The organism is Streptococcus sp. HPH0090 (assembly GCF_000411475.1).
In the GTDB taxonomy this organism is placed as follows: Bacteria; Bacillota; Bacilli; order Lactobacillales; family Streptococcaceae; genus Streptococcus.
In genome coordinates this window covers 647,248-662,427 of record NZ_KE150464.1, presented here as the reverse complement: position 1 = coordinate 662,427, position 15,180 = coordinate 647,248, and the positions used below count along the sequence as shown (strand labels likewise).

Sequence of the window (15,180 nt, the reverse complement as noted above, 5' to 3'; positions counted from 1 at the left end):
TAATTTGAGCCAATGTGTTTCAATTAATATAAAGGAGAAGAATGATGAACAGGAAAAATTCCTTATGGAAAGCCTTCTTGAGAAAAGGTTTTGTCCTATTCACCATATTAATGATGCTAGGGCAAATGAGTCAAGGAGCTGTATCAGTCCTGGCAAAAGAACTAGCAGTCGGAGATAATGGTGCCTTAGATGTTAGTCTCTTGTACGGAGATAAACAAGACCATCCGGGTGGTATGGCCTATAACACTTCTGATACCATGTCTGGCTATATTCAGATTACCCCAAAAAATCTGACGACAGATATCAATGATGTCGTGGTTAATGTAGTCCTCCCTGGGAAATACTTATCGGAAGTTAGTCTTCCAGGATTCACTAGTAGTTCTCAACATGATGAACCAACAGTGACCAAGGTGGGAGATGATTACCAAATCAGCCTACATTTCACCAATTACCAAAAGTCAGAGGTGTTGACACTACCATTCATCGCTAAGTTTAAGTTAGGATTTCCTCCTACAAACTACTCGATGGATATCACAGGGACATTGAATGTTAATGGTGCTGAGACTGCCCTCAATAGTATAACCTGGAAACCTCAATACAAGGATTATACCTTGACCAAGTTTATTAATCAGAACTATGATGCGACCATGTCTAGGGACTATGCGGAAGCATCTCCAGGGATTGTGATAGGTGCTGATGGTAAAAAGTACATTGAAAAAGCTAGTTCAGTTCCATTTGCCTTCTTGTTAGATGGGATGCGTGGACAGTATAATGGTAGCTATCGCCAGTTGGAATCTGCAACGATTACTGATAAGTTACCAACTTATACGGATAAAAACGGAAAAACTCGTACAGCAGTTCTGGATACAGAAAAATCAGAAGGCTGGGTCGACAATGGGGATGGTACGGTTTCAAAAACTTTTGTTGCCGATGCCAATGCCAATCCTCAAAACTATCATTCTGATTTGATGCAAAAAATCCAAGATAAGAGTTTCTTATACTTGAAATTCCCTGATTTGGTCATGGAAAAAGACCAAACTTTAGAAGATGTCTTAGTGAAAGATTTGACCAATACTGCGTCTGTCGTGGGGATTCCTGCGGAACGTGGTGAGGGAGAACCAGATGTAACGGCTGAAGATTCTCTCATCTTCCGACTCACTTCGCGTGACTTGGAAGGAAAAGGATCTTTTGCCAAACAAGCTGAAGGTAATGTCTACGATTCGACAGACTACAAGGCAGCCAACTATAAGTGGGTATTGAAATTCCAAAATATCACACCATTTGCTCAGAAAAACATTGTCTTTTATGATGAGCAAGTAGACTCTCGTTTGAAGTTTACCAAAATTGAATATGGTCGTATGTTGATTGGAATCTATGGAAATGGACCTCTGATCAATCAATACGTGAAACGCATCATCCTAACCATGGAAGATGGTTCAACTAAAGAAATCCAACCAGAGGCAGACAAGGATGGATTTGGAAGCACTGATTTGACCAAATATGGAACGGTTGTCGGCTGGAGACTGGAGATGAAAGACGACTTCGAGCTTCCATCTGGTCAAGGGATTTATATTTCTACCTATACATCTTTTAAAGATCCAGAAAAGACCCATATTGATCAGAATGATGATACCAAGAATGCCTATGAAAATACTGGACGAATTACTTACAAAACCCAGTCAGGTGCAGACAGAGACCAATCTGCTAAATGGCAGTTCAAACTTCTTCCTTTGAAAGAAAATGTTGAACTGACTAAGAATACAGATTACAACAATGTCCAATTCACAGATGGAAAAACCATTCGTTTTTCCCTATCTGCTGAAAATGTTCGCTTGGATCCAGGTAAGGATTACAAGGACTTGCGTGTTATTGATCTCTTTGATCCAAATACCTTGGACATTGACTTTAAGGACTTAGATCAATATTTTGATAAGAATAACACTCGTTTTTATGCTCCTTGGAACAAATCCTATGAAGTGGTTGAAAACTACCACAACTCTGGACGTTCTGCCTTGATTATCCACTTGGATCAAAAGGAATTTATCAAACGTGCTCTAGAGACTGGTGGTCAAGTTCGTTTGCCATTTATCTATACTAAGCTGAAAGGTAAGGCCGATGGCGGAACCTTTACCAACCATATTTATTTGGCTGGGGAAGGTCTCTGGGATTTAGAAACTGCTAACCCTAATAAGATTGCAGTAGATAGCTACGATTTAAATAACAACGGTTCGACAACGGATAAGATTCCTCATGCGGAATCTAACTATACTATCGTTGCAGCTGAAGGTGTCTATGCTCGTAAGTTCATTGCTAAAAACGATGACTTATCTGATGCCTCAACAGTAACTCGTACCTTTAAACCAGGTGAAACCTTTAATTACAAATTAACAATTAAGAACAACACAGATAATCCAGTTGAAAATACGGTTATCTATGATGTCCTTCCTAAAGTTGGTGATGTCAATACACTTGATGCTTCTGCTCGTAAGACAGAATACACTGTCAGTCTTCGTGGACCAGTCACTGCTCCAGAAGGTTGGACAGTATACTACACTACAGATACAACAGTTACAGCTAGCACTATGGCACAAGCTGCAGATAAAGATATTTGGTCAGCAGATATCACAGACTATAGTAAAGTAACAGGAATTAAGGTCGTTGCAAATGAAGGAACCGCTATCGGTGCGCGTAGCCAAGTTGATATTGCTGTACCAGTGGTCAACCCAAGCGAATTGACAGACCAAGTTAAGCAATTGATGCTAGATCATACAGAAGACAACAAGGACAATGGTGGCCGTTCAGGTGTCGTTCAAGCTCATAACCAATTTGGATATAGAGCTAAAGGACATGATGGAAACCGTGAGTCTAATACGGTAACTTCTCAAATCTTTGCGGCTAGCTTCCATGTGAAGAAAGTGGATAAAGACGATACAAGTAAAGCTTTAGCAGGTGCAGAGTTCACCTTGTCAGATGCTACTGGTACTGTTCTTGCAACTCAAGTTTCTGATAAGGATGGAAACCTTGCCTTCACTACCCTAACAGAAGGAACTTACACACTTAAAGAGACTAAAGCTCCAAACAACTACAAGTTGGATGAGACAGAGCATGCAGTCGTTGTCACTTACGATGCAGACCAACAAATCTATCATGTTACAATTGATGGAGAAGCTGTTGGTTCCAAAGCATCGCCAAAAGTGATTTCAAATAAGACAGCTATCCAATATATCAATCTCGAAGCTTCTAAAGTTTGGGATGACCAAGACAATATTGAAGGTCTTCGTCCGAAATTTATTGAATTCCAATTGTATAAAAATGGTAAAGCAGAAGGAACACCAGTTTCACTCTCAGCAGCGAATAATTGGAAAGCAACCTTTAGCAATCTACCAGATAGAGATAGCGAGGGTAACCTTTTCAGCTATACTGTAAAAGAAGTTAAAGTACCAGCTTATTACACAGTTGATAAAGAAGAAGCTGAATTTATAGATGGAAAAGCAACGATTACTAACAAGCGAACTCCTGAAACAACAGAAGTAACTGTAAAAAAAGTTTGGGATGATGCTAAAAACCAAGATGGTCTCCGTCCTACAACAATTACGGTTCATATCTTGGCTAATGGTGAGAAAGTTCAAACAGCAACTCTTTCTGGTGAGGGAGAAACATGGAGTCATACCTTCACAAACCTACCAGTCTATAAAAACGGTCAGAAAATCATCTACACTGTGACAGAAGATACCGTAGCAAACTACACAGCAACGATTGATGGTACAACTATCACAAACACATACAAACCAGGTAAAACTAGTTTAACAGTGACTAAGAAGTGGGATGATGCAGAAAACCAAGATGGCCTTCGTCCGAAGGCAATCAAGGTTCAACTCTATGCTGACGGTCAAGCATTAGGTAAAGAAGTAGAGCTCTCTGAAGATAACAAATGGACTTACACCTTCTCTGAATTGGATGAGAAAAAAGATGGCAAAGCTGTTCAATATACAGTGAAAGAAACAGAAGTGCCAGAAGGTTATACTCAAACGGTTGAAGCAACTGATCCAGGTCAAGTGGTGATCCGTAATACGCATACTCCATCTAAGACAACAGTTCAAGTAACTAAGAAATGGGATGATAGTGATAACAAAGACGGTATTCGACCTAAGAATGTTAAAGTACAACTTTATGCTGATGGTCAGAAAACTGGCGCTGTAATTGAGTTATCTGAAGAGAACAAGTGGACTTATACATTTAGCGACCTTAATGAAAAAATCAATGGTAAAGCAATCAACTATACAGTTGAAGAAGTAGATGTTCCAGAAGGTTATCAAGTAACTATTACAGATGACGGTAAAGGAAACTTTGTTCTTACCAATAAACATGAACCAAGTGTCCCTCCAACAACTACAACAGAAGAACCAAACAAGAAAGTTGGAATCCTCCCAAATACTGGTTCAAGTGACTCTGTTCTTAGTCTAATCTTAGCTCTTGCTGGAGTTGGCATTGCAGCTTACCTTCTTAGAAAGAAGAAAAACTAAGAGGAAATTGCACTAAAATCTTGTTTATAAAGCCCCAAAAATAAGAGGTCCATAAGACCTCTTATTTTTTATATAAAGTAGCAGAGCAGTTGATTTCGTTAAAGAATAAGCGTATAATATATAATAATTGATTGAGTGTTCACTCAATTTGTTTAGTAATTAGGAGAACAAGATAATGGTCGTTAAAGCAATACACTATAATCGTTTTGGTAATGAAAAAGTCCTAGAATTAGTAAATATTACATCTGAATCATTAAGAATGAATCAAGTTAGGGTAAAAGTATTTGCTGTTGGTTTAAATCCTATTGATTACAAAACTTTCGAGGGGGCGAAGCCGCTTCGTTTTTTGAGTTTTTTGACAAAATTAAAACAACCAAGTCGTTGGTTTGAATCAAAATCATCTTTATTTCCAAGAGGTGTCGCTAGGGATTTTGCTGGTGTTATCACAGAAATTGGTGAAGGAGTGAGCCGTTTTTCAGTAGGTGACAAGGTTTTTGGAACAATAATAAGTGATCCTGGACTTGGTACTAAGAGGGGTGCGTTAGCAACAGAAATTTGTATTAGTGAATCGGAAATCGCATTGAAACCAGAGAATATTGACATGAATCATGCTGCTACTATGGGTGTGGCCTCTTTAACGGTCGGAGGCGCTTTTAGAAGAATTCATTTAAATTCAAAAGATGTTGTAGTTATTTCGGCAGCTTCAGGTGGTATTGGAAGCATTGCAGTTCAGTATGCGGTTGCTAAGGGCGCAACTGTTATTGGTATTGCAAGCAAGAAAAATGCAGAATATCTAGAATCATTAGGCGCTATACCAGTATCTTATGAAGAGGATATCCAAAAGTCTATTTTATCAGTAGCTCCAAAACCTATTACAAAATTTTTGGATTGCTATGGTGGTGATTACGTTAAATTAGCTTTCCATCTTGGATTAAACGGAACTGATATTGGAACTTTAGTACCTTCACCATTTGTTATGATCAAAGGGGCTCAGTTCACTGGGCCAAGACATTCTACTTATGATGATTTTAAAATTCTAGAGGAGATGGTCTCAGATGGAAAAGTTCAGCTAAATATTGAGAAAGAATATAGTTTTTCTTTAGAGTCAGTTAGAGAGGCATATCGTAGTCTGAAATTGGGACATACTCGTGGTAAAAGAATTATTAAAATAAGAGAGTAGATAGAGGGGGCAACAATGGAAAGTATAGAATATAAATTTGCTGAGACATTAAAAAGCAGTGAATTAAGTTTAAAACAACGTCAAGTATTAATATCCAGTTTAAAATTATTTTCCGAGATTGGTTTTGAAAATACAACATCTAATCTTATTGCTGAACATGCTGGAGTTTCAGAAGGAACCGTTTTTAGTTATTTTAAAACCAAGGAAGGTATACTAGATGCTATTTTATCTAGATTTCTAGAACAAGTTATTCCAGAGGTAATTGCTGATTTTTCAGATAAGAGATTTATAATAGAGCAGGAAACTTTTTCTCTTTTTCTAAAAAGTATCGTTCAGGATAGGTTAGTTTTTATTCAAAACAATAAAATGCAAGTTAAAATTCTCTTGAGTCGTTCACTTATTGATAAAAAAATTTCTGAAGAGTTAGGAAATATCATAGTACGTTCAATCATTAAACCAATTAGTCCAATTTTGAATCAGTTTAAAGAAAATGGTGTTATCCGAGATTGGTCAAATGAAAGAATCGTTCGCTATATTTTAGCTTTAAGTCTTTCTTATACTATTCCTATGATTATTAATGACAATGGAGATATAAATATTGATAAAGTAACAAGTGAAATTGTTGAATGTCTTTCATTTGCCTTAGTTACAGTAAAATAACTATTAATTTTAAGCTCACTAAAAAATTTAGTGAGCTCTTTTTAAAACCAAAATAAAAATCCCCAATCGAAGTGATTGAGGTTTTTTGTATTGAATTATTTTACACGATACCTTGCGCAATCATAGCGTTTGCTACGTTTTCGAAGGCAGCGATATTTGCACCTGCAAGGTAGTCAGTTCCAAGACCGTAAGTTTCTGCAGTTGTTTTAGCAGTGTTGAAGATGTTCGTCATGATATCTTTCAAGCGACCGTCCACTTCTTCGCGTGTCCATGAAAGACGTTGGCTGTTTTGGCTCATTTCAAGAGCAGATACAGCTACACCACCAGCATTGGCAGCTTTGGCAGGTCCGTAAAGGATTCCATTTTCCTTGTAGACTTTAATAGCTTCAAGGTCGCTAGGCATGTTAGCCCCTTCAGACACACAGATAACTCCTTGAGCAACCAAGCGTTTAGCAGCTTCACCATTGATCTCATTTTGAGTCGCACATGGAAGAGCGATATCGTAGTTACCAGTGTAAGTCCATACAGAACCTTCATAGTAAGTAGCAGTTGGTTTTTCTGCAGCATACTCAGTCAAGCGAGCACGGCGTTTTTCTTTAACATCTGTAAGAAGGTCGAAGTCGATACCATTTTCGTCGATGACATAACCATTTGAGTCAGATACAGAGATAACAGTTGCTCCAAGTTCAGTTGCTTTTTGAAGCGCGTATTGAGCTACGTTACCAGAACCTGAAATCACAACTTTCTTACCAGCAAAGCTATTGCCGTTTGCTTTAAGCATCTCTTCAGTGTAGTAAACCAAACCGTAACCAGTTGCTTCTGGACGAATCAAGCTACCACCAAATCCAAGAGGTTTACCAGTCAAGACACCAGCATCAAATTGGTTAAGGCGTTTGTACTGTCCGTAAAGATAACCAATTTCACGTCCACCTACACCGATATCACCAGCAGGTACGTCAAGAGATGGTCCGATGTATTTTTGCAATTCAGTCATGAAGCTTTGGCAGAAACGCATTACTTCAGCATCAGTTTTGCCTTTAGGATCGAAGTCTGATCCACCTTTACCTCCACCGATTGGAAGTCCAGTCAAAACATTTTTAAAGATTTGTTCGAAACCGAGGAATTTCAAAATCCCTTGGTTTACAGTTGGGTGGAAACGAAGTCCGCCTTTATATGGTCCAACAGCTGAGTTGAATTGAACACGGTAACCACGGTTAACTTGAACTTTTCCATCACGGTCAACCCAAGGAACACGGAAGCTAATTACGCGCTCAGGCTCAGTGATACGTGCCAAGATATTTTCTTCAATATACTCAGGGTGTTTTTCAAAGACAGGTTCCAAAGTGCTGAAGAATTCTTCAACCGCCTGGAGAAATTCAGCCTCATGCCCGTTACGAGCTTTTACAGTTTCAAACACGCTTTGGATATATTCTTTAGCAGATGTCATATCGTTCTCCTTTTTTGTTGTCATATTTTATTACATGAGACATTATAGCAGAAAAATTTTGCAGTGTAAAGAAAAAAACATAAATTTTCTAAAAATTCTTTCAATTTAGCAACAGCTCTTTTTTTCAGCTAAAAAAGCCAACATTTTTATGAGGTTACTTTTATTAAAAGGGTCCTATCAAAGTATGGTATAATAATAGAGATATAAAGGAATCTGGAGGAATAGAATCATGGTATCAACTAAAACACAGATCGCTGGTTTTGAATTTGATAATTGCTTGATGAATGCGGCAGGAGTTGCTTGTATGACCATTGAGGAATTGGAAGGTGTTAAAAACTCAGCAGCAGGAACCTTTGTCACTAAAACAGCAACCTTGGAATTTCGTCAGGGGAATCCTGAACCACGCTACCAAGATGTTCCACTTGGCTCTATCAACTCTATGGGTCTGCCAAATAATGGTTTAGACTATTACTTGAACTACCTTTTGGAATTGCAAGAAAAGGAACCAAATCGTACCTTCTTTTTATCATTAGTTGGAATGTCTCCAGAGGAAACTCATACCATTTTGAAGAAGGTGCAAGAAAGTGATTTCCGTGGTCTAACTGAGCTCAATCTCTCATGCCCAAATGTTCCAGGAAAACCTCAGATTGCCTATGATTTTGAAACAACAGACCGTATCTTATCAGAAGTCTTTGAGTATTTTACAAAACCACTAGGAATCAAGCTTCCACCTTATTTTGATATTGTACATTTTGACCAGGCAGCAAATATTTTTAACAAATATCCACTCAAGTTTGTGAATTGTGTCAACTCTATCGGAAATGGTCTTTATATTCAAGATGAGTCGGTCGTGATTCGCCCTAAAAACGGTTTTGGTGGTATTGGTGGAGAATACATCAAACCTACCGCCCTTGCAAATGTCCATGCTTTCTACCAACGCTTAAATCCAGAAATTCAAATCATTGGAACTGGTGGGGTGCTTACAGGACGTGATGCCTTTGAACATATTTTATGTGGTGCCAGCATGGTACAAGTAGGAACTACTCTTCATAAAGAAGGAGTAGGTGCTTTTGAGCGTATTACTAATGAACTAAAAGAAATTATGGTGGAAAAAGGTTATCAAAGCCTAGAGGATTTCCGTGGTAAATTACATTATATTGATTAAATAAAAGCGAAACTAAAAAGAAAGGAGAATAGATGCTAGCCATAGAAGAAAGCCGAAAACTGTCCTTAGCTAACCTCCCGAGTTTGACCCTGTTTACAGGGGGCGATCAAGGCCAGTATGACGTCATGAAAACACAGGTTCTAAAGCAAATCGGCTACGATCCTGCAGATTTGAACTTTGCTTATTTTGACATGAAAGAAGTAGACTACAAAAGCTTGGAGCTAGAGTTGGTCAGTCTTCCTTTCTTTGCAGATGAAAAGATTGTTATTTTAGATCATTTTATCGACATAACGACAGCTAAAAAACGCTATCTAAGTGATGATGAACTTAAATCTTTCGAAGACTATCTGGAAAATCCTTTACCTTCTAGTAAACTAGTCATTTTTGCTGAAGGGAAGTTGGATAGCAAGAGACGTTTGGTCAAATTGCTCAAGCGCGATGCGACAGTTTTTGAAGCCATCGAGCCAAAAGAGCAAGAAATACGAGCTTATTTTCAAAAGTGGGCTCAGGAACAAGGCCTTACCTTTGATGGGAAGTCCTTTGAACAGTTGCTTATTAAATCAGGTTTTCAATTCAGTGAAATTCAAAATAATCTACTCTTCTTACAGGCCTACAAGGATAATGGTGACATTACAGAAGAAGACATTGTTGAAGCTATACCAAAGACTTTGCAGGATAATATCTTTGATTTAACCCAGTTGATTTTAGGGAATAAGATTGATCAGGCGCGAGATTTAGTGAAAGATTTGACCTTGCAGGGAGAAGATGAGATTAAACTGATTGCCATTATGCTGGGACAGTTCAGACTCTACACACAGGTTAAAATTTTGCAAGAGTCTGGTCAGACAGAATCTCAGATGGTCAGCAGTTTAGGTCACTATCTTGGTCGCAATCCGAACCCCTATCAAATCAAATTTGCCCTTCGTGACACACGAGGTTTGTCCTTGAATTTCTTACAGGATTCTATCCGACATCTCATCCAAGCTGATTACCAAATTAAGACAGGGGTTTACGAAAAAGGTTACCTATTTGAGAAGGCTTTATTGCAGATTGCTAGCCAGTCGAATTGAGCAAAAAACTTGAAAAAACAGGATGATTGCGTTATCATTTTTATATAAAAAGAAAAAGAGGTATTACAGATGGCTATTATCTTACCAGATCTTCCATACGCTTACGATGCATTGGAACCATATATTGATGCTGAAACAATGCACTTGCACCATGACAAACACCACCAAACATACGTAAACAATGCAAACGCAGCTCTTGAAAAACACCCTGAAATTGGTGAAGACCTTGAAGCATTGCTTGCTGACGTAGAGTCTATCCCAGCTGATATCCGTCAAGCTCTTATCAACAACGGTGGTGGACACTTGAACCACGCTCTTTTCTGGGAATTGATGACTCCTGAAAAGACAGCTCCTTCAGCAGAACTTGCAGCAGCAATCGATGAAGCTTTTGGTTCATTCGAAGAATTCCAAGCAGCCTTCACAGCAGCAGCAACAACTCGTTTTGGTTCTGGATGGGCATGGTTGGTTGTTAATAGAGAAGGTAAGCTTGAAGTGACTTCAACAGCAAACCAAGACACACCAATCTCAGAAGGTAAAACACCAATCCTTGGTTTGGATGTTTGGGAACATGCATACTACGTGAAATACCGCAACGTTCGTCCTGATTATATCAAAGCTTTCTTCTCAGTGATTAACTGGAATAAAGTAGACGAGCTTTACGCAGCAGCTAATTAATATGAACACTAACGCCTTTTGGTTAGAATTTTATCTACCTTAAAAGGTGTTTTTTGTTTGCTTTGATAAGAAGTATCGGTCTCATGATTTTCCTTTGTTGGATAGGCTTGATTTATGGTATAATGATAAGATAGAGATCGAAGGAGAAATCATGAATATTCAACAATTACGCTACGTTGTGGCTATTGCTAATAGTGGTACTTTTCGTGAAGCAGCTGAGAAGATGTACGTTAGCCAACCCAGTCTATCTATTTCTGTAAGAGACCTGGAAAAAGAGCTCGGCTTCAAGATTTTCCGCAGAACTAGTTCAGGGACATTTCTCACTCGTCGTGGGATGGAATTTTATGAAAAGGCACAAGAGTTAGTTAAGGGATTTGATGTTTTTCAAAATCAGTATGCCAATCCTGAAGAAGAAAAGGATGAGTTTTCAATAGCCAGCCAGCACTATGATTTCTTGCCACCAACCATTACAGCTTTTTCGCAACAATATCCTGAATATAAGAATTTCCGTATTTTTGAATCAACAACTGTTCAGATTTTGGATGAAGTAGCCCAAGGACATAGTGAGATTGGGATTATTTACCTCAATAATCAAAACCAAAAGGGAATCATGCAGCGGGTTGAAAAGCTAGAACTTGAAGTGATTGAGTTGATTCCTTTCCAAACTCATATCTATCTACGTGAAGGACATCCCTTAGCCAAGAAAAAAGAGTTGGTTATGGAGGATTTGGCAGATTTACCAACAGTGCGATTCACACAGGAAAAGGATGAGTATCTTTATTATTCAGAGAACTTTGTGGATACAAGTGCTAGTTCTCAAATGTTTAACGTAACTGACCGCGCTACCTTAAATGGAATTCTTGAAAGAACAAATGCTTATGCGACTGGTTCTGGATTCTTAGATAGCGATAGTGTGAACGGAATCACCGTTATCCCATTAAATGATAATCTCAATAATCGCATGGTTTATGTGAAACGTGAAGAAGTAGACTTGAGCCAAGCGGGAACCTTATTTGTAGAAGTTATGCAAGAGTATTTTGATCAGAAGAGGAAAGCATGAAAAAAAGAGGACTAGTAGTATGGATTATAGGATCCTTAATCCTATTCGACCAATTAGTAAAGTCTTATGTCGTTAAGACTATTGCTCTTGGTGAAATCAAGTCATGGATCCCAAATCTAGTTAGTTTAACCTATCTGCAAAATAGGGGAGCAGCCTTTTCGATGCTCCAAGATCAACAGTGGTTTTTTGCAGTGATTACCCTGGTAGTCATGGTTGGAGCTATCTGGTATCTTCATAAGCATATAGAGGATTCCTTATGGACTGTCTCTGGATTGGTTTTGATTATTGCAGGTGGTCTTGGGAACTTTATCGATCGCATCAGTCAAGGATTTGTCGTGGATATGTTCCACTTAGACTTTATCAATTTCGCGATTTTCAATGTAGCAGATAGTTATCTGACTGTAGGAGTAGTTGTGTTATTGCTTGCAATGCTAAAAGAGGAAATGAATGGAAATTAAAATTGAAAAAGGCGGAGTACGCTTAGATAAGGCTTTGTCAGATTTGACAGAACTATCCCGTAGTCTCGCTAATGAACAAATCAAGTCTGGTCAGGTCTTGGTCAATGGTCAGTTAAAAAAAGCTAAGTACTCGGTTCAAGAAGGGGATGTAATCACTTATCAAGTTCCAGAACCAGAAGTTTTAGAGTATGTGGCTGAAGATATTCCCTTAGAAATCATTTATCAAGATGAGGATGTAGCAGTAGTTAACAAACCTCAAGGAATGGTCGTCCATCCAAGCGCTGGCCATACCAGTGGTACCTTGGTTAATGCCCTCATGTACCATATCAAGGACCTATCAGGCATCAATGGTGTATTGCGTCCAGGGATTGTCCATCGTATTGATAAGGATACGTCAGGCCTCTTGATGATTGCTAAAAATGATGAAGCGCATATGGCACTTGCTCAAGAATTGAAGGACAAGAAGTCTCTTCGTAAATATTGGGCTATTGTTCATGGTAATCTCCCAAATGATCGTGGAGTCATTGAGGCACCAATCGGACGTAGCGAAAAAGACCGCAAGAAACAAGCAGTGACTGCAAAAGGGAAACCAGCAGTGACACGTTTCCAAGTTTTGGAACGCTTTGGTGATTATACATTGCTGGAATTGCAACTGGAAACAGGACGTACCCACCAAATCCGCGTACACATGGCTTATATCGGTCATCCTGTCGCTGGTGATGAGGTCTATGGTCCTCGTAAAACTTTGAAAGGTCATGGGCAGTTTCTCCACGCTAAGACACTTGGTTTTACCCATCCAAGAACTGGTAAAGCCATGGAATTTACTTCCGATATCCCAGCTATCTTTAAAGATACTTTGGAAAAACTTCGAAATAACTAAAAAAAAAAAGGACTCAACTGAGTCCTTTTTTATTTGCGTTTTTTCTTAGCTTTTTTCATTTTGTTGGCCATGCGTTTCATGGATTGCTTCATGGCAAATTCACCGATTTTACCTTTGAGGCCTCCACCGAGCATCTGGCTCATATCAGGCATACCAGCTCCTCCGAGAGCAGACATATCAGGCATGCCACCTTGTCCCATCATTCCTTCAAGGTCGGACATATCCATGCCTCCAGGCATATTTTTAGGAAGGTTGTTAGGGTTGATGCCCATTTGTTTCATCATTTTATTCATGTCACCAGACATGACACCTTGCATGAGCTGTTTGGCTTGATTAAAATCCTTAATGAACTTGTTGACTTCGATAAAAGTATTACCAGAACCAGCAGCAATACGACGACGACGACTTGGTGTGAGTAAATCTGGATTTTCACGTTCTTCCGGAGTCATGGAAGACACGATAGCACGTTTGCGAGCAATTTGTTTTTCATCCACCTTCATATTTTGAAGGGCAGGGTTGTTGGCCATACCAGGAATCATCTTGAGCAAATCTTCCATTGGTCCCATATTTTGTACCTGATCCAACTGATCAATGAAATCGTTGAAATCGAAGGTGTTTTCACGCATCTTTTCAGCCATTTCAAGGGCTTTTTGCTCATCGTATTCTTGGGAAGCTTTTTCAATCAGAGTCAGCATATCTCCCATACCGAGAATACGGCTGGCCATACGGTCTGGGTGGAAGGTTTCAATATCAGTAATCTTTTCACCAGTACCAGTGAACTTGATTGGTTTTCCAGTGATGTGACGAACAGAAAGGGCAGCACCACCACGAGTGTCACCGTCAATCTTTGTAAGGATAACACCAGTAACTTCTAATTGGTCGTTAAACTCACGTGCAACGTTGGCAGCTTCTTGACCAATCATGGCATCGATGACTAAGAGAATCTCATTTGGTTGTGCTAGAGCTTTAACATCACGGAGCTCATTCATGAGAAGTTCGTCAATTTGTAAACGACCAGCTGTATCAATCAAGACATAGTCGTTATGGTTGGCTTTGGCTTGCTCCAAACCTTGGCGAACAATCTCAACCGCAGGAACTTCAGTTCCAAGTGCAAACACAGGAACATCAATTTGTTGTCCAAGTGTTTTGAGCTGGTCAATAGCTGCAGGACGATAGATATCGGCCGCGATCATTAAAGGACGAGCATCCTCTTCCTTTTTAAGTTTGTTAGCAAGTTTACCTGCAAAAGTTGTTTTACCAGCCCCCTGCAAACCGACCATCATGATAATGGTTGGGATTTTTGGAGACTTGATAATCTCAGCTGTATCTGAGCCAAGAACTGCTGTTAACTCTTCATTTACAATCTTGATGATTTGTTGGGCTGGATTGAGGGTATCAATGACTTCGTGCCCAATCGCACGTTCTCGAACTTTTTTGATAAAATCCTTAACAACTGGCAAAGCAACGTCGGCTTCTAAAAGAGCAAGACGAATTTCCTTGGTTGCTTCTTGGATATCGCTCTCTGTAATTTTCCCTTTTTTACGTAGATTTTTAAAGACGTTCTGTAAACGTTCTGTTAAATTTTCAAATGCCATATTTATTCCTCTTATTCTCTATTGTCGATACTTGTTAAAATCTCAATTTGCTCTTGTAGAAAAGCATCTTCTGGATAACGCTCCAAAATCTGATCAAAAATCTGACTGCGAACAATGTAGTCAGAGTACATATGGAGCTTCATTTCATAATCTTCCAGTATCTTTTCTGTACGTTTGATATTGTCATAAACAGCCTGGCGACTAACGCCGAATTCTTCAGCGATTTCAGCCAAACTATAGTCGTCTGCATAGTAGAGTTCGATATAGTTCATCTGCTTATCAGTCAAAAGGGCTGCATAAAATTCAAACAGAGCATTCATTCGATTGGTTTTTTCAATTTCCATAAGATTTATTATACCAAAAAATAGGCTAGACTGCTAGTAATGGATTGATTTTAGAAGCAAGTGAGAAAAAGTCGTTTTAACGGTTATTTACTGACTATGAATCCTTTTTTTGGTATAATGGAG

General features: G+C 38.9%; 12 protein-coding genes. 9 read left to right on the top strand and 3 right to left on the bottom strand.

The features are described 5' to 3' along the window. Positions 1 to 41 precede the first annotated feature (41 nt). From HMPREF1481_RS05195 to HMPREF1481_RS05185, 3 genes are all read left to right on the top strand, one after another. On the top strand, positions 42 to 4,523 hold the full coding sequence (locus HMPREF1481_RS05195; RefSeq protein WP_083936640.1) for a Cna B-type domain-containing protein: 4,482 nt from the start codon (positions 42 to 44) through the stop codon (positions 4,521 to 4,523). Positions 4,524 to 4,698: 175 nt separating this feature from the next. Beyond that, complete coding sequence (locus HMPREF1481_RS05190) at positions 4,699 to 5,703, top strand: NADP-dependent oxidoreductase (RefSeq protein ID WP_016465994.1); 1,005 nt, start codon at positions 4,699 to 4,701, stop codon at positions 5,701 to 5,703. A 15-nt stretch (positions 5,704 to 5,718) separates the two neighbouring features. Continuing rightward, a complete protein-coding gene (locus HMPREF1481_RS05185; protein WP_016465993.1) occupies positions 5,719 to 6,363 on the top strand; it encodes a TetR/AcrR family transcriptional regulator in 645 nt (214 codons plus the stop codon). 100 nt (positions 6,364 to 6,463) lie between these two features. Here HMPREF1481_RS05185 and gdhA read toward each other — a convergent pair whose 3' ends face one another. Continuing rightward, on the bottom strand, positions 6,464 to 7,810 hold the full coding sequence (gene gdhA, locus HMPREF1481_RS05180) for an NADP-specific glutamate dehydrogenase (protein WP_016465992.1): 1,347 nt from the start codon (positions 7,808 to 7,810) through the stop codon (positions 6,464 to 6,466). A gap of 229 nt (positions 7,811 to 8,039) precedes the next feature. Here gdhA and HMPREF1481_RS05175 point away from each other — a divergent pair, with 229 nt between their 5' ends. The 6 genes from HMPREF1481_RS05175 (at position 8,040) to HMPREF1481_RS05150 (ending at position 13,118) form a co-directional block, all read left to right on the top strand. After that, a complete protein-coding gene (locus HMPREF1481_RS05175; RefSeq protein WP_016465991.1) occupies positions 8,040 to 8,975 on the top strand; it encodes a dihydroorotate oxidase in 936 nt (311 codons plus the stop codon). A 32-nt stretch (positions 8,976 to 9,007) separates the two neighbouring features. Next, positions 9,008 to 10,045, top strand: a complete 1,038-nt coding sequence (holA, locus tag HMPREF1481_RS05170; protein ID WP_016465990.1) for a DNA polymerase III subunit delta — start codon at positions 9,008 to 9,010, stop codon at positions 10,043 to 10,045. Positions 10,046 to 10,114: 69 nt separating this feature from the next. Next, a complete protein-coding gene (sodA, locus tag HMPREF1481_RS05165; protein ID WP_016465989.1) occupies positions 10,115 to 10,720 on the top strand; it encodes a superoxide dismutase SodA in 606 nt (201 codons plus the stop codon). Between the two features lie 151 nt (positions 10,721 to 10,871). Next, the gene (locus tag HMPREF1481_RS05160; RefSeq protein WP_016465988.1) at positions 10,872 to 11,780 is read left to right on the top strand and encodes a LysR family transcriptional regulator; all 909 of its coding nucleotides are present in this window, start codon (positions 10,872 to 10,874) and stop codon (positions 11,778 to 11,780) included. Then, positions 11,777 to 12,238, top strand: a complete 462-nt coding sequence (gene lspA, locus HMPREF1481_RS05155) for a signal peptidase II (protein WP_016465987.1) — start codon at positions 11,777 to 11,779, stop codon at positions 12,236 to 12,238. Before HMPREF1481_RS05160 ends, lspA begins: the two co-directional genes overlap by 4 nt. Next, positions 12,228 to 13,118 carry an RluA family pseudouridine synthase gene (locus HMPREF1481_RS05150; RefSeq protein ID WP_016465986.1) on the top strand — a complete coding sequence of 297 codons (891 nt, stop codon included), beginning with the start codon at positions 12,228 to 12,230 and terminating at the stop codon, positions 13,116 to 13,118. The genes lspA and HMPREF1481_RS05150 overlap by 11 nt, the downstream gene beginning before the upstream one ends. Positions 13,119 to 13,147: 29 nt before the next feature. Here the strand turns inward: HMPREF1481_RS05150 and ffh are convergent, their stop codons facing one another. Then, on the bottom strand, positions 13,148 to 14,713 hold the full coding sequence (gene ffh, locus HMPREF1481_RS05145; protein WP_016465985.1) for a signal recognition particle protein: 1,566 nt from the start codon (positions 14,711 to 14,713) through the stop codon (positions 13,148 to 13,150). An 11-nt stretch (positions 14,714 to 14,724) separates the two neighbouring features. Beyond that, entirely contained in the window at positions 14,725 to 15,057 is a 333-nt protein-coding gene (locus HMPREF1481_RS05140; protein ID WP_000402062.1) for a putative DNA-binding protein, read from the bottom strand. Between the last annotated feature and the right edge of the window lie 123 nt (positions 15,058 to 15,180).